18 protein-coding genes and 1 riboswitch are annotated in these 23,683 nt (G+C 53.2%); of the genes, 7 read left to right on the top strand and 11 right to left on the bottom strand.

The genetic code is table 11. The features are described from left to right. Nucleotides 1-5: 5 nt before the first annotated feature. A complete protein-coding gene (locus PJE062_RS06100) occupies nt 6-1,178 on the bottom strand; it encodes an MFS transporter (RefSeq protein ID WP_247643109.1) in 1,173 nt (390 codons plus the stop codon). A gap of 178 nt (nt 1,179-1,356) precedes the next feature. Here PJE062_RS06100 and PJE062_RS06095 point away from each other — a divergent pair, with 178 nt between their 5' ends. Then, nucleotides 1,357-2,487: a protein phosphatase CheZ gene (locus PJE062_RS06095; protein WP_008547504.1), complete on the top strand. Its 1,131-nt coding sequence runs from the start codon at nt 1,357-1,359 to the stop codon at nt 2,485-2,487. A 66-nt stretch (nt 2,488-2,553) separates the two neighbouring features. On the opposite strand, the gene PJE062_RS06090 is transcribed toward PJE062_RS06095, so the two are convergent. The 3 genes from PJE062_RS06090 to PJE062_RS06080 form a co-directional block, all read right to left on the bottom strand. Then, nucleotides 2,554-3,573: a threonine/serine dehydratase gene (locus PJE062_RS06090; protein WP_008547798.1), complete on the bottom strand. Its 1,020-nt coding sequence runs from the start codon at nt 3,571-3,573 to the stop codon at nt 2,554-2,556. A 91-nt stretch (nt 3,574-3,664) separates the two neighbouring features. Next, a complete protein-coding gene (locus PJE062_RS06085) occupies nt 3,665-4,744 on the bottom strand; it encodes a glycosyltransferase family 1 protein (protein ID WP_008547916.1) in 1,080 nt (359 codons plus the stop codon). Further along, nucleotides 4,741-5,547, bottom strand: a complete 807-nt coding sequence (locus PJE062_RS06080; RefSeq protein WP_008547605.1) for a UDP-2,3-diacylglucosamine diphosphatase — start codon at nt 5,545-5,547, stop codon at nt 4,741-4,743. The genes PJE062_RS06085 and PJE062_RS06080 overlap by 4 nt, the downstream gene beginning before the upstream one ends. Before the next feature lie 266 nt (nt 5,548-5,813). Here PJE062_RS06080 and PJE062_RS06075 point away from each other — a divergent pair, with 266 nt between their 5' ends. Further along, nucleotides 5,814-6,593 (top strand): SDR family oxidoreductase, encoded by a 780-nt coding sequence (locus PJE062_RS06075; protein ID WP_008548136.1) that lies wholly within the window; start codon nt 5,814-5,816, stop codon nt 6,591-6,593. A gap of 60 nt (nt 6,594-6,653) precedes the next feature. Here the strand turns inward: PJE062_RS06075 and PJE062_RS06070 are convergent, their stop codons facing one another. The 4 genes from PJE062_RS06070 to PJE062_RS06055 form a co-directional block, all read right to left on the bottom strand. Next, nucleotides 6,654-7,922: an OmpP1/FadL family transporter gene (locus PJE062_RS06070; RefSeq protein WP_008548119.1), complete on the bottom strand. Its 1,269-nt coding sequence runs from the start codon at nt 7,920-7,922 to the stop codon at nt 6,654-6,656. Between the two features lie 293 nt (nt 7,923-8,215). Next, nucleotides 8,216-9,319, bottom strand: coding sequence for a TRAP transporter substrate-binding protein (locus PJE062_RS06065; RefSeq protein ID WP_008547949.1), 1,104 nt, complete (start codon nt 9,317-9,319; stop codon nt 8,216-8,218). Nucleotides 9,320-9,331: 12 nt separating this feature from the next. Continuing rightward, a complete protein-coding gene (gene thiD / locus PJE062_RS06060; protein WP_008547996.1) occupies nt 9,332-10,135 on the bottom strand; it encodes a bifunctional hydroxymethylpyrimidine kinase/phosphomethylpyrimidine kinase in 804 nt (267 codons plus the stop codon). After that, complete coding sequence (locus PJE062_RS06055) at nt 10,135-10,890, bottom strand: hydroxyethylthiazole kinase (RefSeq protein ID WP_008547425.1); 756 nt, start codon at nt 10,888-10,890, stop codon at nt 10,135-10,137. The genes thiD and PJE062_RS06055 overlap by 1 nt, the downstream gene beginning before the upstream one ends. Before the next feature lie 39 nt (nt 10,891-10,929). Continuing rightward, nucleotides 10,930-11,038, bottom strand: a riboswitch (TPP riboswitch). 209 nt (nt 11,039-11,247) lie between these two features. Between PJE062_RS06055 and PJE062_RS06050 the strand changes: the two genes are divergently transcribed. Beyond that, nucleotides 11,248-11,484 carry an Lrp/AsnC ligand binding domain-containing protein gene (locus PJE062_RS06050; RefSeq protein ID WP_008547452.1) on the top strand — a complete coding sequence of 79 codons (237 nt, stop codon included), beginning with the start codon at nt 11,248-11,250 and terminating at the stop codon, nt 11,482-11,484. Nucleotides 11,485-11,554: 70 nt separating this feature from the next. Here the strand turns inward: PJE062_RS06050 and PJE062_RS06045 are convergent, their stop codons facing one another. Beyond that, a complete protein-coding gene (locus tag PJE062_RS06045) occupies nt 11,555-13,858 on the bottom strand; it encodes a xanthine dehydrogenase family protein molybdopterin-binding subunit (RefSeq protein WP_008547832.1) in 2,304 nt (767 codons plus the stop codon). 404 nt (nt 13,859-14,262) lie between these two features. Between PJE062_RS06045 and PJE062_RS06040 the strand changes: the two genes are divergently transcribed. After that, nucleotides 14,263-15,237: a DMT family transporter gene (locus tag PJE062_RS06040; protein WP_008547450.1), complete on the top strand. Its 975-nt coding sequence runs from the start codon at nt 14,263-14,265 to the stop codon at nt 15,235-15,237. A 73-nt stretch (nt 15,238-15,310) separates the two neighbouring features. On the opposite strand, the gene PJE062_RS06035 is transcribed toward PJE062_RS06040, so the two are convergent. Together PJE062_RS06035 and ade are read right to left on the bottom strand one after the other, a co-directional pair. Continuing rightward, nucleotides 15,311-16,978 (bottom strand): long-chain fatty acid--CoA ligase, encoded by a 1,668-nt coding sequence (locus tag PJE062_RS06035; protein ID WP_008548061.1) that lies wholly within the window; start codon nt 16,976-16,978, stop codon nt 15,311-15,313. Between the two features lie 241 nt (nt 16,979-17,219). Continuing rightward, nucleotides 17,220-18,935 (bottom strand): adenine deaminase, encoded by a 1,716-nt coding sequence (gene ade / locus PJE062_RS06030; protein ID WP_008547583.1) that lies wholly within the window; start codon nt 18,933-18,935, stop codon nt 17,220-17,222. Between the two features lie 483 nt (nt 18,936-19,418). Here ade and zwf point away from each other — a divergent pair, with 483 nt between their 5' ends. The 3 genes from zwf to eda all read left to right on the top strand — a co-directional run bounded on the left by zwf (nt 19,419) and on the right by eda (nt 23,646). Continuing rightward, nucleotides 19,419-20,891 (top strand): glucose-6-phosphate dehydrogenase, encoded by a 1,473-nt coding sequence (gene zwf, locus PJE062_RS06025; RefSeq protein ID WP_008547511.1) that lies wholly within the window; start codon nt 19,419-19,421, stop codon nt 20,889-20,891. A gap of 239 nt (nt 20,892-21,130) precedes the next feature. Continuing rightward, on the top strand, nt 21,131-23,005 hold the full coding sequence (gene edd / locus PJE062_RS06020) for a phosphogluconate dehydratase (RefSeq protein WP_008547911.1): 1,875 nt from the start codon (nt 21,131-21,133) through the stop codon (nt 23,003-23,005). Then, a complete protein-coding gene (gene eda / locus PJE062_RS06015) occupies nt 23,005-23,646 on the top strand; it encodes a bifunctional 4-hydroxy-2-oxoglutarate aldolase/2-dehydro-3-deoxy-phosphogluconate aldolase (RefSeq protein ID WP_008547654.1) in 642 nt (213 codons plus the stop codon). The genes edd and eda overlap by 1 nt, the downstream gene beginning before the upstream one ends. Nucleotides 23,647-23,683: the final 37 nt, after the last annotated feature.

Genomic DNA, 23,683 nt, shown 5'->3' with positions numbered 1-23,683 from the left:
TCTTTTTAAACTCGCTTGGTCACGAACATCAGCGTCACCACACCGGCGACACAGATACTTGCCATCAGATAGAAGGCGTAGGCCTGCTCAATCTCATAGAGCCAACCACTGGCAATGCCGCTCACGCCCATCACCACACCAAAGGCCGTCTGAGAAAGCCCCTGCGCTGTACCAAGGCGTTTGCTGGAAACCAGCTTGGACGTGTAGGCAACAAGCCCTAGGAACACCATACCGAAGCTACCCGCATGCAGCAGCTGCAACAGCACAGCAGACCAGGTTTCAGTAGCATACGGGAACAGCAGCCAGCGAATGATACTCGCCACGCCGCCGGTCACCATCAGACCCCACGCACCAAGATAGCGCATGAAGAACGAGCCCCACACGAAGATACCAATCTCCGCCAGCGTACCAAGCGCCCACAAGCCACCAACCATGGCATCGCTGATGCCAACGGACAGCCAGAAGATACTGGCAAAGGCATAAAGCGCCGAGAAGCTGCCCAGCAACAATCCACCAGCCAGCACCACCAATAGAAACTGCGGATCACGCAGCTCTTCCGCTTTCCAGACGCTCTCCTTGGTGGAACTGCGGCTTTCAGAAGGCATGCCCGGCAGCAGAACAGATGTCAGCGCCAACACGCCGAGGGCGCCTACAGTCAGGAACAACAGCTCAGCAGGCTCACCAAATGTCAGATACCAACCACCAATCAGCGTGGCGACCACAAACGCAATGGAGCCCCACGACCGCATCGGCCCGTAATTGAGGCCAAGTATGTGCACGGTTTCATATGCGTATGCATCCTGCAACGGCTGAATTGGCGTGTAGAAAATGGAAAGGAAAATCACGAGGCCGATGACCACCCAGTAGTCACTGGAGTAGATCATGACCCAGAACGAGATCAGCGCAATCACACTAAACAACGCCATAGAATGACGCCTGCGACCCGCCCGATCAGAGATGCTTGTCATCACCGGAGTTGCAAAAATCCGGACGATATTCGGCAAGGCAATAACAAATGCGATCTGCACAGGGCTGAAGTTAATATCCTCGAGAAAAAGAGGAAAATACGCAAGAAAGAATGCGTTCGCAAAATTGAACGCCGCAAACAGACCACTAACGCCTGTGGCGATCCAGAATAGATTATGGGCTTTCCCTAAAGGGGAACTGCTTCTGGGCATAGTCATTGGAAAACACTACAAATGGGGGTGGAGAGTACCCACAAATAAGGATGGGAAGGGATACTCCTATTACTTGTGCTAATAGGGACTATCCAAATCAATGTAAACCAATTATTAGCCGTAGGAACTGTTATATAAACTTGTAGTATATTCTTAGTTAGTTATGAAGGAGCCACTTATGGCTGGCAACAACCGAAAGGTCCTTTTGAGCCCCGAGGAATTTGATGCCATCAAAAGCGCACTCTCTGAGACAGAAAGAGGCCGCGCTTTCCTTCACGATCATCTCACATTGAACAGATCAGCTGAGACAGCAGACCTCCTGGAAGCTGTGAGAAGACTTGAGAAAACACTGGTTGAGCGCGAACTTCCATCAGAGATGGAAAGCTATCGCCTGCACACCTATGAAATGTATGAGGCGATTGAGCGAACCAAAGACGAGATCTCCAAGATCAAGCTTGAGAACGCCGACAACAACCGCTTTTCAGCAGCTTCTGACGAGCTGGATGCAATCGTCACATCCACTGAAAGCGCAACCCAGGTCATTCTGGAATCATCTGAAGCCATTCAGGATCTGGTGGACAAACTACGCGCGTCCGGGGCTGAAGATGCCCCATGCGATGCCATTGAAGAAATGGCCATGGAAATCCTCATGGCTTGCTCCTTCCAGGATCTCACTGGCCAGCGCATCAACAAAGTAGTGAAGGCCCTTCATTACCTAGAAGGCCGCATCTCCAAGATGATCCGCATCTGGGGCGTGGACCTGAGTGACGAAAACCGCCCAGAGATTAATCTGGATGAGGCACATGATGACGATGACCGTCATGTCGACAAGCGTCCGGATGCCCACCTGCTCAATGGACCGCAGATGGATGGCGAAGGTGTAGATCAGGCAGACATCGATGCCATGTTCGACACAACACCGGCCTCCTCTGAAGAATCTCTCAATGAGAACGTCGTCCAGTTTGCTGCCGAGGCACGCGCAGAAGCCCCCTTTCAGGAAGCGAAAGCTGAGCTGGAAGAGGAAGCGGCTGAAGTTGTTGAGCTCGACGATATGGCAGACCAGCCGGAAGTGGTCGAAACTTCTGAAGTCGCTGTTCTTGATGATGAAGAAGACGATGATCTGATTGCGACTGAAAGCACTGTGCCAGCAAATGACACTGAGCCACTGGCAGCAGAAGCAAAGGTGGAAGAGGAAGAGAACCCGATTGAGATCGAGGGAGAATCTCCGCCTCTTACAGCACCGCGCAGCAGCAACTCAGACCCGCTGCACCACCTCTCAACAGGTGAGCGCCTCGCTCTATTCTCCTGATCAGAAACGAGACACCAAAGTTTTTAAAAGCCGTTTGCGCCTTTTCCCGCGCAAACGGCTTTTTTCTTAGGCCGGAACTGTCTCAGCAGAATACTGCTTCAGTGCAGTCGCAAAGACAGCAGGATCCACATTACCGCCAGAAATGGTGATGACCGCGGTCTTCCCTGAAAGATCAATCTTCTTGGAAAGCACGGAGGCAAGCGCAACAGCAGCACCCGGCTCCACAACCAGCTTCAGCTCAAAGTAAGCAAAGGCAACCGCATTCAGCGCCTCTTCATCACTCACGCTCAATCCCTTGGCATGACGCCGGCTCAAAACGGAAAAGCCCTTATCACCCGGCGTTTCAGTCAGCACCGCATCACATACAGAGCCACCAAGCGCCGGATTGCTCACCCGCTCACCAGCCTCTAAAGAGCGTGCGTAATCATCAAACCCGTCTGGCTCCGCTGTATAGATCTGAACCTCAGGCAGCTTCTCCTCCAACGCCAGCGCAATACCGCTGGTCAGGCCGCCGCCGCCCGTACAGCTGATCACCAGATCAGGCGTCACACCCAGCACTTCACACTGCTCGGCAATCTCAAGACCCGTGGTCCCTTGCCCAACAATCACACCGCTGTCGTTGTAAGGATGGATGAACGTCGCACCACGCTCCTCGCAGATGCCTTTGGCAATCGCTTCACGATCCTCAGTTTCCCGATCATAAAGCACCACCTCAGCCCCAAGCGCCTTGGTGCGCTGGATCTTCAACTCGGGAGCATCTTTCGGCATCACGATAGTAGCAGGGAAGCCCAGGATCTTGGCCGCAGCAGCCACACCTTGCGCGTGGTTACCGGAAGAACAGGCCACAACACCCGCAGGCCGTTTATCCTCTGGAATAAGAGAAAGGCGGTTGAACGCTCCACGAAACTTGAAGCTTCCGGTTCTTTGCAGGTTTTCCGCTTTGATGAAAACGCGGCCATTCACCCGTTCATCCAACACCGGAAAGTTCAAAAGCGGTGTCAGGCTGGCATAGCCCTGCAGCCTTGTTTTAGCTTTTTCAATTTCGGAAACGGTGAGTTCAACGGGACTGGAAACATCTAAAACCATAAGAACCTCGATAACTGCAATATGAGGCTATCTATAACACGCAAAATTACGCAGGCTGATCTTAATCTGAAACGCCCCCAAGGAGATCCGCTCAACCATTCAGGTGATTTCCGACAGATCTTTGACCTGCACCAGCACCCTGCCGAAACCCTGCAGGCATCGCCGGATCATACGCATGCTCAGCATTTGCCAGAAACTGCTCTGCACTCGCCCGCCATGTAAACCGCAGGGCGACATCCCGGCAGTGATCACGGGAAATCTCCAGCGCTTCCAACGCTGCCGCCTGGAGGTCATTCTTCAGCACCCCGGCCCCGCTGTTCCCGATCACATCAATCGGCCCCATCACAGGAAACGCAGCAACAGGTGTCCCACAGGCAATCGCCTCCAGCAACACATTGCCAAACGTATCCGTCAGGCTTGGGAACACAAACACATCTGCATTGGCGTAATACTCAACCAGCTCATCCCCCTCAACAGGCCCTGTAAACAGCACCTCAGGATACGCCAGTCTCAACTCCTCCAACTGAGGCCCACCACCAACAACCACCTTGGTGCCCGGCAAAGCCAGTTGAAGAAACGCCTCAATATTCTTCTCAACCGCCACACGCCCCACATAGAGAAACCGTGGCCCCGGCAGATGATCCAGCAGAGCAGTCCGTAAAGGCCGGAACCGCTGATGATCCACCCCACGCGACCATCTCAGCAGCTTCTCAAACCCCCGCATCCGCAAGTCCGCTTCCAACGTCCCCGTCGCCACCATGCATCCCTGCCCACTGTTGTGGAACCGGCGCAGCCAGGAATAACTGAAGGACAGCGGCACCGGATAGCGTGCCTGCAGATACTCAGGAAAACGTGTGTGATAGCTCGTGGTGAAAATCCGCCCATCCCGCTTCGCCACCTGCCGCGCCATCAACCCCAAAGGGCCTTCGGTCGCGATATGCAGATGATCACAGTCGTACTTTTCAATAAACCCACGAACGATATGAGGCAGCGTCAGACTCAGCCGGATCTCTCCGTAAGATGGCATCGGTACGCTATGAAACGACTGCGGTGTCAGAAACTCAACGCGAATACCCATGCGGCGCAACTCAACAGCCAACCGCTCCAGCGTCCGCACAACACCGTTGATCTGAGGCTTCCACGCATCGGTGACAATCAAGATCGAGCTCATGCCGCCACCCGACTGCCGGAACTCTCCTTCGAAGGCTCAGTAGCAGCCCGCTTGCCATCCCCCCAACGGATCAACTCAAAGGTTCCGTCAAAGTTCTCGGCAACAGCGGTGCAGCTTTCCACCCAGTCACCCGTATTGATGTAATGAATGCCGTTGGTCTCATGGTCCGCCGCGTGGTGAATGTGACCACAGATCACCCCATCCACTTTCTGCCGCTGCGCTTCAGAAACAAGCGTCTCCTCAAACTTACCGATGAAGTTGACCGCGTTCTTCACCTTCAGCTTTGCCCATGCAGACAAGCTCCAATAGGTCAGACCAAGTTTACGGCGACAGTAGTTCAGCACCGTGTTCAGGTTCAGCGCTGTCACATAAGCCCAGTCTCCAAGGAATGCGAGCCACTTGGCGTGCCGCACCACCACGTCAAACTGATCACCATGAATTACCAGATACTTCTTGCCGTTGGCTCCTTCGTGGATGAACTGGTCCACCACCTCCACCCCGCCAAAGTGGATGCCAAAGAAGTCCCGCAGGAACTCATCATGATTGCCGGGAATGTAAACGATACGCGCACCCTTGCGCCCTTTGCGCAACAGCTTCTGCACCACATCATTGTGAAGTTGAGGCCAGTACCAAGACCGTTTCAGGCGCCACCCATCGATGATATCTCCAACAAGATAAACCGTGTCAGCATCGTTGTGCTTTAAAAAATCCAGCAGCAAATCTGCCTGACATCCGCGCGTGCCCAGATGTACATCAGACAGAAACAAGCTTCTGTACTTTTTGCTAGTAGAATCCCCGGTCACCACAAAGCCTCCGGAATAAGAAAACCTTCTTTCCTTTAAATTGATTCACAAGAAACAAATATGACAGGATACATTTACTCGAACTTTGCAGTTTCTTGCTTGAACCTCAAGCAACATTACTCCCCGTTTATTAGGGGAGAGAAAAGCAAGCCCGTGCAATTCAAGTGATTATTCTATTCGCTTGCTAAGCTTGATGGTCACTGGCTCAAATCCCTCAGAGCCAGTAAGCTGCCTCGCAGAACGCATTGATTCAGTGGGATATTCAAATGAACTTGGGAATTGAGGGGCGCAAAGCCATCGTCTGCGCATCCAGCCGCGGGCTGGGATTGGGAACAGCAAAAGCATTGGCAGAAGCCGGATGTGATCTGGTGATCAACGGCCGCAACGAGCAATTGCTTGATCAGATCGCCAAGGATCTGGCTACAAAGCACTCCATCTCTGTCACTCCCGTCGCCGCTGACATCTCCTCTCCAGAAGGCCAGCAAGCCGTCCTCAACGCCTGCCCAAACCCGGATATCCTCGTCAACAACAACGGCGGCCCACCTCGCCGCGATTTCAAAGAGCTCAATCGCCAATCCATTCAGGATGGTGTCATCCAGAACATGATCACCCCGATTGAGCTGATCAAAGCCGTCATTGATGGCATGGCAGAGCGCAAATTTGGCCGCATCGTCAACATCACCTCCATGTCTGTGAAAATGCCAATCGAGGGACTGGATCTCTCAAGCGGTGCCCGCGCTGGCCTCACCGCATTTCTGGCGGGCGTCTGCCGTCAATACGCACAGCACAACGTCACCATCAACAACGTACTGCCCGGCAAGTTCGACACCGACCGCCTGAAAGGTGGCTTTGAACGTCAGGCGGAACAAACCGGCATTTCCATTGAAGAAGCAAAACGCCTGTCTTCCGAAGAGATCCCGGCCAAGCGTCTCGGCAATCCTGAAGAGTTCGGCAAAGCCTGCGCCTTCATGTGTTCAGCCCATGCTGGTTACATCACCGGCCAGAACCTACTGCTCGACGGCGGCCTCTACCCAAGCGCGTTCTAAAGCAAAACCGCCTCCCCAAAGCATCACTCTGGGGAGGCGCCAAATGAACGAACAAAGCTCTTAGAACTTCAGACGGGCACCGAGACTAACAATGTCCACATTGGTGTCATTCACCGGCCCTTGAATGGTAATCCCTTCATAGAACGGATGGTCCGGGTTGATGTTGATACTCTCGCTTTCCGGGAACAGGTGCGAGTAACCAATATCCACTTCCAGCCAATCCTCGTAGAAGTAACTCAACCCTGCGCTAATCCAGAACCGGTTCGCATCCGGCAAACGCGGCGTCCGGTTGGCTTCATCAATCGGGGACCATTCGTAAGCCAATCCAAACCGACCAGTAAAGTTCTCGGTAAAATCATACTCCGTGCCAAGCGAGATGAAGTAGCCGTCATTGTATTGGAACGGCAACTCTGAAACCACCTGATCCTGTAGATTGAACACCGGGAAGGTGCCAAACCGTGACCAGTGCGTCCACTCAAACGTACCCATCCCTCGCCAGCGCTCATTCAGCACCTGCTGGAAGGAAACCGTCACCGTCTCTGGCATAATGATGTTAGCGCGAATTGGAGTTGGCGTATTGCCACCGACCACAAGTCGCCCTTTGAGGTTATGTTCAATGGGCGAGCGATAGCCAATCCCAAGCTGTGTACCTTCCCACGGCTTGAAAAGAGCTCCAACGGTGGCACCAAATCCAAGGTTGTAATCCTCACCCCGCAGCTCCGCCGTAGGAGAGTTTGCAGCAATGGGTGGAACACCCGTCGCAGACTTCAGCCTCACCTGCAAATATTGAAGCTGCCAACCAACCCCAATGGAGAATTTCTCGGTAAGCTCATAAGCTGCCATCGGTGTCACATTGACAGAAAGCACACGGGAGGACCGGGCATAAACCTGTCCTGCCCACTCAATTTGAGGTTTCGTTTCAAAGCCATAAGGTGCATTGGAACTGACACCAAGGGTGAGGCGCTCATCCACTTTCCAAGTGCCATACCCTGCAGGCACCCAGGCATCCACGCCTATATCACCTGAGGAGTAAGGAACCCCCGTCACTGGTGTTGGGATCGCATCAATAGTGGCTGTTTCCAGATCAATCGTGGCACGAGGAAACACAACGGTCTGGGAAGTTTCAACCTGAATGCCGTCATGTCCCGTCATCGTTGCTGGGTTCCAGTACATACTGGAAAGGCTTTTTGAGACTGTCGCATTTCCGGCAAAGGAGAGGCCCTGGAACCAGGCAGATTGCTCACGAACAGCAAAGGCACCGGCGAAGGCATCAGAGGCAATCAGCAGCGTGGAGAGACTGGCGATCGTAATGGGCAGATATCTGGACATGCACGGTACTTTCTGTTCTCAAGAAAACAATCAAGCAGCGCCATGATCAAGTTACGAGTTACTTATTGATTCGGCTCTTACAACTAGAATTCCAAATATTATCAAATTCTTGCACTGGTAGTTTTAAAGGTTTACCTGCCCACCTTCACAAAACATCAATGACAGTAGATGCTCCATGCATTTAGTTATGCGTATTTCGTGCAAGTAAACTGAAACATTTTCTGTGGCAAAACCTCCACATAACAAAAGACCCTCCGAGTGGAGGGTCTTTTAAACACGGTTTGATGAGCCAGTTAGCTTCTTGCAGCGATGTTTTTGCCCAGCGAAAGGGCGCTCCAGCCGGCCAGAAGCCCCTGCGCTTCTATGTAACTCTCATAAATCTTACGAGCCATTTTGTCTTTCTGGGTATAGATATCCAGCACCTCAATGCTGGTTTCCTTCAAGGCAGCAAGAACCTCTTCAGGGAACTCACGCACCTCTACCCCATGCTCTTCCTGCAGCACCTTCAGGCTCGCTGCATTCTGTGCATTGGCCTCAGAAAGCGCCAGATCAGCTTCCACACGGCAAGCCTCTTCAACCACCGCCTGAAGCTCAGGAGAAAGACCTTCCAGCGCAACCGCATTCACAATCGCTTCGCCAGTACCGTTTGGCTTATTAAAGCCCGGACCGTAATAGTATTTGACCAGTTTGTGAAAGCCCAGCGCACTGTCAGTCCAAGGTCCGAGGAACTCCACGCCATCCACCACATGGGTCTGCAAACTGGTGAAGATTTCTGCAGCTGGAATGTTGACCGGGGTAACGCCCAGTTTGCGCAGGATCTCACCACCGAGACCAACCATGCGCAGTTTGCGCCCTTTCAGGTCATCCAGCGTTTCAACAGGTTCACGATACCAGCCCGCCATGGTTGGGCCAGCATTACCGGCCATAAACGGCTTCACGCCAAACGGCGCGTAAAGCTCATCCCATAATTCCTGACCACCCATCTGATCCACCCAGGCAGTATGCTCCTGAGGCAGCAGACCGAAAGGAACGGTTGTAAAAAACACTGAGCCCGGCATCTTGCCAGCCCAGTACAAAGCAACGGAATGGCCCATCTGTGCAGTGCCGCTTGAAACAGCGTCAAACACCTCAAAAGCCGGAACCAGCTCACCTGCAGCAAACAGGCGTACACGCATCCGACCATTACTCATAATGTTGATGCGGTCACAAATGCGTTGCGCAGACATTCCTGGACCTGGCAGGTTCTTCGGCCAGCTGGTCACCATGCGCCATTCGATCACCGGTTCAGCATCCTGAGCCAGAGCAGGTGCAGCAAGTGCAGCGCCACCAGCAACCGCCCCAGCGGTTAGCCCCAGCGCCTGTCGGCGGGTCAGATTATTATCTTTGTTCTTGGTCATTATCTCCGCCTTTTATTCAGACCAGAATTCGTGGAAATGGTGCACAGGCCCATGTCCCTCGCCTACGTCAAGCGTATCTGCAGCTTTAATCGCCTGACTAATATATTCTTTCGCTTCGCCAATGGCGTCTTGCAGCGCCAGCCCCTTGGCCAGTTCCGCCGCAATCGCAGAAGACAGGGTACAGCCAGTCCCATGTGTGTTCTGCGTTTCATGCCTTGGCGCCGTGTACCACCTCTCCACATCGCGGGAGAGGAAGAGGTCATCACATGTATCATCAGATCCATGTCCGCCTTTCAGCAGAACCCCGTTTGCGCCCATGTCCAGCAGAAGCAAAGCTTGGCTGTGCATATCTTCACGGGATCCGGCCACCGGCTGGTCCAGCAAAAAGGCCGCTTCCTGCATATTCGGCGTAATCAACACCGCCATAGGAAACAGCTTTTGCTTCAGGACCGAAACAGCGGAGGTTTGCAACAAAACATCACCAGAAGTTGCAACCATCACCGGGTCAAGGATGACGCGCTTAACATCATATTCCGCCAGCTTTGTGGCAATAACATCGATAATCTCTGGCTGTGAAAGCATGCCGATTTTCACGGCATCCACCTTCAGATCAGAGAAAACAGCATCCATCTGGTCCGCCACGAATGCTGGCGGCACATCATGAATGGCTGTCACACCTTTGGTGTTTTGGGCCGTCAGCGCAGTGATCACACTGGCCCCATAAACACCGCGAGCCGAAAAGGCTTTCAGGTCTGCCTGAACGCCAGCACCACCGCCTGAATCCGAGCCCGCAATTGTGACTGCAATCGCACTCATTAGGCCAATACCCCACCTTTATTATTCATTGTTTCGAGCTTGAGGCGCTCGTTGAATTGGTCAGCCTTCAAGCCATAGAGGGTATCGATGAAAGCTGGAGTGAAGCTTCCCGGCCCATTTGCCTGCTCTGCGGCAATCTCGCCGCATACACCATAGACAGCCAGCGCCGCAACCACGGCAAGTTCCTGATCCGGCTCAACAGCAGCAAAACCCGCCAGTACTCCCCCCAATGCACAGCCGATGCCAGTCACCTTGTCCATATAGGCATGCCCGTTGCCGATGGTGTAGGTTGCCTCCCGGCCAAACACCGCATCTTCATTTCCGGTGCGTACAAGCAGCGTATCCTCACGGACCGCTCCACTCAGCCCAGCGCTTTCAGTCATATTTGCTTTCAGGATGGAGATGTTGTCCTGCAAAATGTCCTTCGCAAACTCCATGCGAATGTCAGTACGATCCACTTTAACCGGGTCCAGCACCACGGGGATAGATTTCTTCGCAGCATTCTCAAGCCCCAACCGGATCCCATGCCTGCGCTTTCCATCTAGCGTCCCAAGGTTGACCAGCAACCCGTCGACACCCTGAACGAATGCAGGAATTTCATCATGAGCGGCTGTCATGGACGGTACAATGTTACAGGCCAACATAATGTTCGCGGTAATGCTCTGCGCAACAGAGTTCGTCAGGCAATGAACCCGCACACCACGCTCACGCAGGTTCTCAAACACTTGCCAGAGATCTTCAGCTTTGTAGGACATTTGTTTCGCTCCCTATTGATTACGGCGGGAACGATTACCTTGGTACTCATCCCAATTCCCTCCGCCGGCACGACCCGGATCAGGTTCTAGGAGTTGGCCTTCCGCCTCTCAGCCCGGCAGTCACTACCGAGCACCCCCATTGGTTAGAATTTTTTGCTAGCAAACCCACAAGCGAACTGCAAGTGGAAACGAGAGACCGCGACAATAGGCAACTGGGGGTAGATTTCGCTTAAAAAACGCAAAAGCTTGCAAAAAAACGCAGCTTCAACGCAAAATGCTCACAAAACAACGCAAACTCAATTTTGAGCGCACCCGGAAAGACAAAACAGGCTTACGGGACAGAAGGATAGCAGATTAATGATTCCGTTCTTTGTACAGATCAAATGCCAGCTCGGAAAAACCTATCAGGTTGCCAACGCCATCGCAGACGCGGAAGTCGCCTCCGAGATCTACTCCACTTCCGGGGATTTCGATCTGCTGGCCAAGTTCTACATCAACGACGATGAAGACATCGGACACTTCGTTGCCAACAAGGTACAGGTCTTCGAAGGCATCCAGGACACCAGAACCATCATTACCTTCAAAGCATTCTGATACCTACGAAAACAGGCGGGACACCAGCCCGCCTGCACAATCCCGTTTCAATGTCTGGTAATAGCTTCGCTCAGCCCTGAGCATCCTGAATAGCACTCCAAACAGCAACCGGCGTCGCGGGCATATCTATATGCTCAACCCCGGCATTCTTGCGCAGCGCATACTGCACAGCATTCATCACCGCCGGCGCCGCGCCAATAGAACCAGCCTCACCAGCCCCTTTAATGCCCATCGCATTTGTCGTGGAAGGAACGTTGCTTGTCGAGAAATCAAAACTCGGCAAATCATCAGCACGCGCAACATGATAGTCCATGAAGGATGCTGACAGCAGCTGTCCGGTTTCATCATAAACCGTGTTCTCACATAGCGCCTGAGAGATCGCCTGCCCGGTACCACCATGCACCTGGCCAGCAAGAAGCATCGGGTTCACCGTCACCCCGAAGTCGTCCACGATCACATAATTGACCACGTCCGTCTTCCCGGTTTCCGGATCAATCTCCACTTCACACACATGCGTGCCATTCGGATAAGTGCACTCATCCTGCATGACTTTTTCTGCAGCGCTCAAGGTATCCGGCTGTGATCCCGCAACATCAGCAAGGCTGATCTGCTGGTCAGTTCCGACCACACGCACCTGCCCGGCTTCCAGCGTCAGATCCGCAGCACCAACCTCCAGCTTTTCACTGGCGATCTCCTTGATCTTTTTAACCAGTGTCTCAGAGGCCGCCTTCACAGAAGGCAATCCAATCGGGATCGAACGTGATCCACCAGTGCCACCACCGGTCGCCACACGGTCCGTATCCCCCTGCACCATCTCAACCTGATCAAGCTGCAAACCAAGATACTCGGCAATCACCTGACCATAAGCTGTCGCATGACCCTGACCGTTGCTCTGCGTCCCGATCAGCAATGTCACACTGCCGTTCTTGTTCAGCTCAAGCTTGGCCTCTTCACCACCCGCAAAGGCACAGGCCTCCACATAGGTCGACAAGCCAATACCGCGGTATAGGCCCTTGGCCTTGCTCTCCGCTTCTCGCTCCGCAAAAGTGCCGTAATGGATCTCGTCCAACGCCTTGGTCAGATGAGCACCAAAGGAACCAGTATCATACATGCGTCCGAGCGCTGTTGTATAAGGTAAGGCGTCGTCGGGGATAAAGCTCTTACGGCGGAACTCCGCTGGATCCATGCCCATCTCATGCGCAGCCTTATCAGCCAACCGTTCCATCAGATAAAGCGCCTCAGGACGCCCTGCCCCACGGAAGGCATCAACCGGCACTGTATTGGTATAAACGCCAGTCGCTTCCACCCATGTGGCGGGGATATCATAGAGGCCTGAGGTCATCGTGATACCCACCTGAGGAATACCCGGACCAAACTCGTGTAGGTAAGCCCCCATGTTTGCAAGCACATGCACCTTGAGGCCGATCATCTTGCCGTTCTCGTCGAGCGCAAGCTCTGCCGTGGATACATTATCTCGCCCATGAGCATCAGACATGAAATGCTCAGTCCGTTCCTGAAGCCATTTCACCGGACGACCAAGACGTTTTGCGGCGATCAGACATAGCGGATACTCAAGATAGGTGAACATCTTGGTTCCAAAACCACCGCCCACATCCGGCGTCACAACGCGGATATCTTTTGGGTCGACGTTGAGTATGTTCTTGGCAATCAGATCACGCATAGCATGACCGCCCTGCGTTCCGGTGGTCAGTGTGTAACGTCCACTGTCGCCATCAAACTCACCAATACAGGCCCGCGGCTCCACCGCATTGGAAACCAGACGGTTATTGACCACTTTAATCTTGGTAACATGGTGCGCATTCTGGAAGGCCTCTTCCATCGCTTCCTTGTTACCCATCCCAATGTTGAAGGCTTCATTGGATCCATGCTCCGGCCAAACCAGCGGTGCACCATCCTCTAGCGCAGCCTCAGTTCCAATTGCAGGATCGACATCTTCATAATCGACCTCAATCATCTCCATGGCCGCCCGCGCCTGTTCCACCGTGTCGGCCACAACAAAGGCCAGCGCATCGCCAACAAACCGGGCCGTGTCAGAGCAAAGAACTTCACGATGAGGCACCCAGTGCTTCGTGCCATCCAGCTGTCGAAGCACGGCTTTACACGGAATGGAGTTCGTCCCCTCAATATCCGCAGCAGTCAGAACCAGTTGTACACCATCCATGGCCCGCGCATCGTCCAATCCCCCCAGAGTGAACTTTGCAAACGCCAAAGAAGACCGCAAAACAACGGCATGCGCTGCACCTTCCACTTTCAGGTCATCCGTATAATGACCCTTTCCGGAGATAAAAGCGGCATCTTCTTTACGGCGAACGGGAGCACCAACTCCAAACTTCGGTGTAGCAACCTGATTCATGAAAACCTCAAAAATCTGGAGAGCGACCCAACACCGCACCTCCCAATACAGCTTTTTACGTATCAGCAGAGAACGTACAGTGGTTTTCTCAACCTGCAAGTGTTTTCTGGTGCACCACAGAGGTGTTGTTTCCAGAGTAACTTAACGTCACTAACACATCATCTGGAGCAAAATGCGGAGAGATGTTTGTAGCTCTAAGTTGTCAGGAGCTTCGCGCTCTCTGTCGAAACTCTCAATCTAAAATTTGTTTTAGAATTTGACCAAACCGCGAACATTAGGTTATTTAAGTCATACACCCATCTGATCCTTGTTACATTTGCACGCCGCAAAGGTGCGCACCATTTTGCACCGGACATCGGGTCTGGTCCTTTTGCCGGTAACAAGGCAGCTTCGAAAGCAGTTACATGCCTGTTCCTTCAGCAGAGCCTGAAGGCAGCTCATCACCTGCTGCGTTAAAAACAAGGTTTTCCGAAAAATGGCAAAGCCTGTCTAACAATACACGCGGCATCTGCTGGGCCCTTCTGGCAACATTTCTTATGGCCGTTATGAGCACAATCATTAAGCTGCTCGGCGACCGTCTACACGTTACTCAAATCCTTATGCTTCGCCAGTTTTTCATGCTGGTGATCTCAGCGCCGGTCATTATCAGAGGTTTTCCGGGCTCACTCAAAACACAGGCTCCACTGCTTCATCTGGGACGCATCCTGCTTGCTTCCTCAGCAATGTACTTCGGGTTCACAGCCGTCATTCACCTGCCACTTGCCGAAAGCACAGTGATTGGGTTTGCACGCACATTTTTCATCACGATCTTCGCCGTCTTCTTTCTGAAAGAAGTCATCGGCGTTCACCGTATATCCGCAACCATCCTAGGGTTCCTAGGTGTGATGATCATCGTTCAGCCCGGCACCGGCGCAGAAATGAGCATCTACAGCTTCATGGCGATCCTCGCCTCCGCGTGTGCTGCACTGGTCGGCATCATCCTGCGCAAGGTCACTCAGGTAGATCAGCCAATTACGATCCTGACCTTTCAGGCAACCTTCGTCGGCCTGATAATGGCTCCGTTCGGCATCTACAACTGGGTTTCCATCGATCTGAACGACGCAATCCTGCTGCTCTGTCTGGCTGGCGTCAGCTGGGGCGCGCAGATGAGCAACATTCAGGCTCTGAAGTTTGGTGAAGCTTCCGCAATCGCACCATTCGACTACATCCGCCTCGTCTACGCGGCGATTATCTCGGTCGTGATCTTCGGTGTCTGGCCGCTCTGGACCACTTACCTCGGCGGCGCAATCATCGTTGCAGCCTCCCTATACACCCTGCACCGTGAAACAGTGCTGGGCAAGAAGGTGGCAACCGGAACAGCCCCGTCGAAAACGCACTAGAGCAGATCTGCCTCTCCAACAAAAAAGCCCTCGCAAACTGCGAGGGCTTTTTCTTTGTCAGATAGCAGAAAGATCAGGTCGCGGTTTCAGCTGCGCGCGTCTTGGCAGCTTCTTCTTCAACCAGCTCTTTCTTGGAGAGCTTGCCAACCATTGTCTTTGGCAGCTCATCACGGAACTCAATCGCTTTCGGCATCTCGATCTTGGAGATATGCCCCTTCAGGAACTCTTTGAGTTCATCTTCAGTCGCGCTCTGACCATCCTTCAGCTTCACAAAGGCCTTCGGCGCCTGACCGCGATATCCATCCGGGATCGCAATCACGATCACTTCAGCCACAGCCGCATGCTGGTACAGCGCTTCCTCAATCACACGCGGATATACGTTGTAACCGGAGCAAATGATCAGATCTTTGATGCGGTCTACGAGGAAAATGAATCCGTCCTCATCCATGTAACCAACATCACCGGTATGCAGCACACGGCCACCTTCCAGCGTCTTGGCTGTCTCATCAGGACGGTTCCAGTAGCCCTTCATCACTTGCGGACCGATGATGCAAAGCTCACCCTTCTCACCCGGAGCAACAACCTTTTCAGGCTCATCCAGATCACGGAACTCAACAGTTGTACCCGGCATAACAACGCCGATTGAGCCGTCTTTACCTGTTCCGTCCATCGGGTTCGCAGAGGCCACCGGTGAGCTCTCGGTCAGGCCATAGCCTTCCACCAGAACACAGCCGGTCAGCGCTTCAAACTTCTGCTTCACTTCCACAGGAAGCGGCGCACCACCAGACATACAATAGCGGATTGAAGTCAGATCGTAGTTCTTGGTCAGCTCACTGTTGTTGATCGCCGTGTAAAGTGTTGGCACCGCAGCAAACAGTGTTGGCTTCTTCTTGGCAGCCAGATCCAGCAGATCTTTCAGATCAAACCGCGGCATCAGCAGCATTTCTGCTGCACCAAGGATAGAAAGGTTCTGCAGCACGGTCATCGCAAACACATGGAAGAACGGCAGCACGCAGAGCGTCTTCTCGTAACCGCGCTTCAAGCCACCGTAATGGCTCTCCAGCATCTCCATGTTGGAGGTGATGTTGTAATGCGTCAGCATCGCGCCCTTCGGTACACCAGTCGTACCACCGGTATACTGCAGGATCGCCACATCTTCCTTAGGCTCAATCGCAACCGGCGTAACGCCTTTGGACTTTGCAAGGAAATCCTTAAAGCGGATATGAGCACTGTCAGCAGGAATGTTGGAAACGTCTTTGCGTTTAAACAGTTGGAACAGCAGCTTCTTTGGCTGAGGCAGGATGTCAGCCATTGGACAGACGATGATGTTGTCCAGCGCGCCTTCCTGACGAACAGCTTCAACACGATCATAGATCACGGAAAGATCCATGGTCACCATGATGCGTGCACCAGAATCCCGCGCCTGGAACGCGATTTCGCGCTCAACATAAAGCGGGTTGAAGTTTACGACGACGCCGCCAACTTTCATGATCGCAAAATAGAAGATGGTGTAGTACGGCGTGTTTGGCAGACAAAGGCCAACCTTGTCGCCCTTCTTCACACCCATCGCCTGCAGGGCACCCGCAGCACGCTCAACGAAATCTCCCAATTCGCCGTAGCTTGTTGTCTTGCCCATGAAGTAGATAGCAGGCCGATGCGCATAGTTCTTTACGGTATCATCCAGATAGCTATCGATAGTACGAATTGGAAATTCCACTTGTCCCTCACGACCTGTCGCCATGCGCAGATCTCCTCCCCGAATTATTATAGTTCTTCAGACGAAGTTGACAGGAAACCGAAGCTGAGCGCCAAGGTTCATGTGCGCAACATATCAGAAAAACCTTATTTCATCATGCTTTGCGTGGAACTTGGGACAGGCTGACCATTACGTCAACCCAGACATACGATTGAACTTCAATGCGACACTTTCTTCCATTCCACTGATTTTTTCTAGAGAAACTCAGAGATATCAACGCCCTGCTCTATTGTATGAGCTGAAAACTCGACACATCAAACAAGCCAAAATCTGTAATTTTAAGGTGGGGAATAACCGGAAGAGGCAAGAATGCGACCTGCAAAAACGGCTCCGGCAGCACACAATTGAGCGATTTTGCGGCAGCACGCAGCTCTTCCAAACGCTCTTTGACCACCTCAAATCGCTCCAGACTCATCAATCCAGCAAGCGGCAATTCCATCTCCGCCAGCACCTGATTACCATCTGCAACAACAAAGCCACCGCGCAGTGCAATGCACCTGTTCACCGCAGTCGCCATCGCTTCTTCATCAGCACCGACCACACAGATGTTGTGACTGTCATGCCCAACAGAAGATGCGATTGCCCCGGCTGTCATGCCAAAACCATTCACGAAACCAGTCGCGATGTTACCAGTCTTGCCGTGACGCTCCACGACCGCGACTTTGATGGCGTCCTGCCCCAGATCGATCTGAGAGAAGTTCTGCTCAACCGGCAGATCCATCCTTAAATGCTCCGTGATGATAAGCCCCTGCTTCACCCCAATCACGGAGGTCTCCCGCTGCGCAGGCACGCGGAAACTCTCAGCATGCACCGGCTCAGCATGGCAACTATCCAGCAGCCCTTCTGGCTCAACCAGCTTGCGGCTCGCAAATAACTCATTGGTCACGACGCGGCCACCACTAATCACCTGATCTACATCGCAGCTTTCCAGATCATTCAGCAGCACGATATCTGCACGCCATCCCGGTGCGAGCAAGCCACGATCACGAAGCCCAAACGCATTGGCTGCAGACCAACTCGCCGCCCGATACACATCACGCGGCGCACATCCATGCGCAATCAAACGCTTGATGAGACTGTCCAGATGTCCCTCTTCCGCAATATCCAGTGGGTTCCGGTCATCCGTACACAGTGCCACAAAGCTCGCCCGTTCAGGCGTAAGCACCGGTGCGAGCGCATCCAGATCCTTGGAGACAGATCCTTCACGGATCAGGATTGTCATCCCCTTGGATATTTTCTCCAGCGCCTCTTCCGCTGTCGTCGCTTCATGATCTGTGCGAATTCCCGCAGCAAGATACCCGTTCAGCGCCTTGCCGCGCACCAGCGGAGCATGGCCATCAATGTGCTCGCCTTCAAACTCCGCAATCTTTGCCAAAGCATCAGGATCACCCGCCAGAACCCCCGGGAAGTTCATGAACTCCGCAAGACCAATGACACTCGGGTGGTCCTTGAACGGCATAAGGTCGTCAATTTCCAATCGAGCACCTGCTGTTTCAAACTGGGTCGCAGGTACACAAGAAGAAAGGTTCACCCGTAAATCCAGAATGGTTTCCAACGAGCTATCGAGGAAATACTTGATCCCTGCTGCACCAGTCACATTCGCAATCTCATGCGGATCACAAATCGCCGTCGTCACACCATGGGGCAGCACGCACCGGTCAAACTCAAAAGGAGTGACCAAAGATGATTCCACGTGCAGATGGGTATCAATAAAGCCGGGAACAGCGATCTTACCGCTGCAGTCTATCTCTTTGACGCCCTCATATGTGTCATAGGTGCCAACAATCTTCTCGCCTGAGATTGCAATATCGGTCTTGGTCAGGCTGCCGTCGATTACACTGAACAGCTCAACATTTTTCAGCACAAGATCAGCAGGTGCATTGCCCTGCCCTTGATCAATGAGTGTTTTTAAACCGGCAATCTTCTGCTGGCGAGATCCCATGTGATGTCCTCCCAGAGGAAGCAATTGGGTTACTCCCTCATTTATATTTCCCTAAGGGCAAGCCTAGCAAAAGATTGCGGGCTCCCCAATGCCGCCAATACAAATGCTTGTTGGAATTGTACAAATCATGTCAGTGAGAAAACAAAACCCACAGAAACAAGATGTTTTTGGTCTCTAGATCCCCTTTCGGCAGTCTGATTTGCCTACTTTCTAGGCACATTCGTATTTTTGCTTGCAATTTGATGAAACCCGCATCAAACAGAGGTGCAATTTCATAAATGCAACCTTTGTATGAGTTTTGACGCACATAAGAGCAGCCCAGCTGCCGAGCTTGCGGCCCCAGATCCGCGCCTCTCACAACTCTACAATCAAATTTAATTCAGTTGGCCTGCGGGCTTGCTCTTGCAATTTCTCCAACTGAAAAACGCATGCCAAGCAATTGAAGTCGGATATCCGATACCGGCTCACGACTAAGGGAACTCCATGGCGAACCGTCCAACTCAATCAGACCCATTTGATCTCGTTGTATTTGGAGGCACCGGCGACCTTGCACACCGCAAGCTGCTCCCGGCTCTCTATCACCGCGAACCAGTCGGTCATCTGGGTGAGGACGCCCGCATCATCGCCGTCTCCCGCCGTCAGCTCAGCGACACCGAATACCGCGACTGGGCCCGCAAAGCTATTTGCGAGCACGTTGCCGAAGTAGATCAAGAAGCACTGGAACGCTTCCTCGCTCGTATCCAGTATGTTGCTGTAGACGTTGCGCAAAACACCGGCTGGGAAGCACTGGAAGAAAAGCTCTCTGGCCGCGAAGACGTTGTTCGCGCCTTCTATCTCTCAGTTTCTCCAGACTTCTTCGGCCCAATCTGTTCTGCTCTCGGAGAGCACGATCTGGTGACAGAAAAGTCCCGCGTGACCATCGAAAAGCCAATCGGCAAAAACGGCAAGTCTGCACACGAAGTCAATGAGACCATCGGTTCTGTCTTCAAAGAACACCAGATCTTCCGTATCGACCACTACCTCGGCAAAGAAACCGTACAGAACCTCATGGCTCTGCGCTTCGCCAACGTACTGTTCGAACCTCTCTGGAATGCAGCTCATATCGATCACGTTCAGATCACTGTGGCTGAAACACTGGGCGTCGAAAGCCGCGCTGGCTATTACGACACCGCAGGTGCTCTTCGCGATATGGTCCAGAACCACCTGCTCCAGCTCCTCTGTCTCGTCGCAATGGAGCCACCTGAGTCCATGGCACCAGACAGTGTTCGTGATGAGAAGCTGAAAGTTCTCAAAGCCCTGCGCCCAATGAGCGCTGAAATGGTGGAACGCAACACCGTTCGTGGTCAGTACCGCGCGGGCGCTTCCGCAGGTGGTGCTGTAAAAGGCTACCTTGAAGAACTGGGCCGCGACGATTCCAGCACTGAAACATTCGTAGCGGCAAAGGTAGACATCGAGAACTGGCGTTGGGCCAACGTTCCATTTTACCTGCGCACAGGCAAGCGTCTTGCTGCCCGTGTTTCTGAAATCACCATCCAGTTCAAAGACCTGCCGCACTCCATCTTCCTGCCAGACGCAGGTCGGATTGCTGCAAACAAACTGGTCATTCGCCTACAGCCTGATGAAGGCGTGAAGATGCAGGTCATGATTAAAGACCCGGGCCCAGGCTCCATGCGCTTGCGTGAAGTACCGCTGGACATGACCTTCGCAGAAGCCTTCAGCTCCCGTCACCCGGATGCTTATGAGCGTCTCATCATGGACATGATCCGTGGCAACCAGACCTTGTTCATGCGCCGCGACGAAGTGGAAGCAGCTTGGAAGTGGATCGACCCGATCCTCGAGCACTGGTCCCAGATCAAAGAAGCTCCAAAGCCTTACACCTCAGGCACCTGGGGCCCATCAGCCTCCATCGCCCTCATCGAGCGTGATGGCCGTACATGGCATGATGAAACCTACTGATTAAGCATCAGGTGCCGGTCCACCGGCACCTCTTCACCCAAGCAAGTATTTCTCCCACTTGCGCCAATCTCCGAAACAATCAAAGTTGCCTATGGGCAGAGTTGTCAAAATAAAAATTAGGTTCAGAATTTAAATCGATTAAAACGGCTCAATACAGGGATTCCCCTCCTCCCAATCCCGCTAAGGGCCGTTCGGTTTGGCTGATGAAAAGTCAAAGAACAAAAGGCAGAGCACAAGACATGGTTCATCCTCGCCTCAAAGAGATTACAGATCGCATAATCGAGCGCAGCGCTACAAGCAGACAAGACTATCTTCGTCGCATGAAGGCGCAGCACACCAACGCACCACAACGCACTAACCTTGGCTGCACCAACCTCGCGCATGGCTTTGCGGCCTGCCCTGCAGCAGATAAACAGCACCTCGCCACAGACAAGCAGCCAAACCTCGGCATTATCACCGCTTACAACGACATGCTCTCAGCGCATCAACCCTACGAGAGCTACCCGGAAATCATCCGCGAAACAGTCCGTAAAATTCAGGCTACCGCTCAGGTCGCTGGGGGGGTGCCAGCCATGTGCGATGGCGTCACGCAAGGCCAGCCCGCCATGGACTTGTCTTTGTTCTCCCGTGACCTGATCGCCATGTCCGTCGCCGTTGGCCTGTCCCACGGCATGTTCGACGCCGCCGTATTCCTCGGTGTTTGTGATAAGATCGTTCCCGGTCTGCTGATCGGCGCACTGTCCTTCGGTCACCTGCCAGCAATCTTCCTCCCTGCTGGCCCAATGACCTCCGGCATCGCCAACGATGAGAAAGCCCGCATCCGTCAGCTGTTTGCTGAAGGCAAAGCTACACGCGAAGAGCTGCTGGCATCAGAAAGCGCCTCCTACCACTCTCCGGGCACCTGTACTTTCTACGGCACAGCAAACTCCAACCAGATGCTCATGGAAATCATGGGCCTGCACATGCCGGGCAGCTCTTTCATCAACCCGCTGACACCACTACGTAAAGCCCTAGTCGAAGAAGCAGTTGCTCAGGTTGTTGAGCTTACAGCACAGCGCAGCACGCCTACGCCGCTTTACGAGATCATCGACGAACGCGCGATTGTAAACGGTGTTGTTGGCCTCCATGCAACAGGCGGCTCAACCAATCACACCATGCACCTCGTTGCAGTCGCAGCAGCAGCTGGCATTCAGCTGACATGGCAGGATATTTCAGACCTCTCTGAAATCATCCCGCTGCTGGCACGCGTTTATCCAAACGGCAAGAGCGATGTGAACCACTTTGAAGCTGCCGGTGGTATGGGCTTCCTCATCCGTGAACTGCTCAGCGCTGGCCTGCTGCATGAAGATGTCAAAACCGTCAACGGTACAGGGCTAGATGGCTACACGGTCAACGTCTTTCTGAATGATGACGGAAGTGTTCTCCGCAAACTGGCACCAGCAAAAGCTCTGGACGAGACAATCCTCGCACCAATGTCCGCTCCCTTTAGTAAAGACGGCGGCCTCAAAGTGCTCAAAGGTAACCTTGGCGCTGCCATCATCAAAAGTTCTGCCGTTGCCCCGGACAGACACATCATCGAAGCTCCCGCTCAGGTCTTCCATACGCAGGAAGATGTTGAGGCAGCCTTCAAGGCGGGAGAACTCAACAAAGATGTGGTTGTCGTCCTCCGCTATATGGGCCCGCAAGCCTGCGGCATGCCAGAGGCCCATAAACTGACACCACCACTCAGTGTTGTGCAGAACCGGGGCTATAAAGTCGCACTTGTAACCGATGGCCGCATGTCCGGCGCAAGTGGCAAGATTCCAGCTGCAATCCATGTTACTCCCGAAGCGAAAGACGGAGGCCTGATTGCCAAGGTGAAAGACGGCGACCTGCTGCGCCTCGATGCAGTTAATGGCACACTGGAACTGCTTGTTCCAGCTGAAGAATTAGCCCTACGTGAAATCACCCCGGCAGACCTGCAAAGCTGCCAGAGTGGAACGGGACGAGAATTATTCGCAAGCTTCAGAGCAAACGTGAGCTCTGCCGATACCGGCGCACGCGTTTTCAATCTGGAGCAGACTATCAAAACCCAAAGGAATGCTGACGTGGTCAGCGCAATGGAGACAGTGTAATGGCTCAGAATATCGAGCGTGTAGAAGCAATCATGACCGCCGCCCCGGTGATCGCAGTTCTCATTGTAAATGACCCTAAAAAAGCAGTTCCAATGGCAGAAGCGCTCGTCCGTGGCGGCATTCCGGGCATTGAGATCACGCTTCGCACTCCAAACGCACTGGACTGCATCAAAGCAGTGGCTGACAATGTGGAAGGCGCACTGGTTGGCGCTGGCACTGTCCTCAACCATCAGCAGTACGAAGCCTCGGTCAAAGCGGGCTCAACCTTTGTTGTTTCACCTGGTGCTACAGACAACCTGATCGCAGCAGCTGAAGACTTCCCGCAAGCCCCACTTCTTCCGGGCGCAGGAACAGCTTCCGAAGTGATGAAGCTTCTGGAAGCTGGCTACGAGCGCCTCAAGTTCTTCCCGGCAGTACCAGCTGGTGGCACTCCGATGTTGAAAGGTCTGTCTTCTCCACTGGCTGCGGCTAAATTCTGCCCAACTGGTGGTATCAACCTTGGCAATGCACGTGACTTCCTCGCTCTGCCAAACGTTCTCTGCGTTGGTGGCTCCTGGATTGCAGATGCAAAAGCAATTGAATCTGAAGACTGGGCAGGCATTGAAAAGCGGGCACGTGAAGCTACTGCATTGACTGTTTGATCGCGAACCATCACGATTGATTGCATTGAATATTTTA

This window comes from Pseudovibrio sp. JE062 (assembly GCF_000156235.1).
Classification (GTDB): domain Bacteria; phylum Pseudomonadota; class Alphaproteobacteria; order Rhizobiales; family Stappiaceae; genus Pseudovibrio.
This window is presented reverse-complemented; position numbering and strand designations above follow the sequence as displayed.

Coding starts and splice junctions, on each gene's coding strand:
- PJE062_RS06100 (WP_247643109.1), bottom strand. CDS start 1,178: ATGCCCAGAAGCAGTTCCCCTTTAGGGAAAGCCCATAATCTATTCTGG.
- PJE062_RS06095 (WP_008547504.1), top strand. CDS start 1,357: ATGGCTGGCAACAACCGAAAGGTCCTTTTGAGCCCCGAGGAATTTGAT.
- PJE062_RS06090 (WP_008547798.1), bottom strand. CDS start 3,573: ATGGTTTTAGATGTTTCCAGTCCCGTTGAACTCACCGTTTCCGAAATT.
- PJE062_RS06085 (WP_008547916.1), bottom strand. CDS start 4,744: ATGAGCTCGATCTTGATTGTCACCGATGCGTGGAAGCCTCAGATCAAC.
- PJE062_RS06075 (WP_008548136.1), top strand. CDS start 5,814: ATGAACTTGGGAATTGAGGGGCGCAAAGCCATCGTCTGCGCATCCAGC.
- PJE062_RS06070 (WP_008548119.1), bottom strand. CDS start 7,922: ATGTCCAGATATCTGCCCATTACGATCGCCAGTCTCTCCACGCTGCTG.
- PJE062_RS06065 (WP_008547949.1), bottom strand. CDS start 9,319: ATGACCAAGAACAAAGATAATAATCTGACCCGCCGACAGGCGCTGGGG.
- thiD (WP_008547996.1), bottom strand. CDS start 10,135: ATGAGTGCGATTGCAGTCACAATTGCGGGCTCGGATTCAGGCGGTGGT.
- PJE062_RS06055 (WP_008547425.1), bottom strand. CDS start 10,890: ATGTCCTACAAAGCTGAAGATCTCTGGCAAGTGTTTGAGAACCTGCGT.
- PJE062_RS06050 (WP_008547452.1), top strand. CDS start 11,248: ATGATTCCGTTCTTTGTACAGATCAAATGCCAGCTCGGAAAAACCTAT.
- PJE062_RS06045 (WP_008547832.1), bottom strand. CDS start 13,858: ATGAATCAGGTTGCTACACCGAAGTTTGGAGTTGGTGCTCCCGTTCGC.
- PJE062_RS06040 (WP_008547450.1), top strand. CDS start 14,263: ATGCCTGTTCCTTCAGCAGAGCCTGAAGGCAGCTCATCACCTGCTGCG.
- PJE062_RS06035 (WP_008548061.1), bottom strand. CDS start 16,978: ATGGCGACAGGTCGTGAGGGACAAGTGGAATTTCCAATTCGTACTATC.
- ade (WP_008547583.1), bottom strand. CDS start 18,935: ATGGGATCTCGCCAGCAGAAGATTGCCGGTTTAAAAACACTCATTGAT.
- zwf (WP_008547511.1), top strand. CDS start 19,419: ATGGCGAACCGTCCAACTCAATCAGACCCATTTGATCTCGTTGTATTT.
- edd (WP_008547911.1), top strand. CDS start 21,131: ATGGTTCATCCTCGCCTCAAAGAGATTACAGATCGCATAATCGAGCGC.
- eda (WP_008547654.1), top strand. CDS start 23,005: ATGGCTCAGAATATCGAGCGTGTAGAAGCAATCATGACCGCCGCCCCG.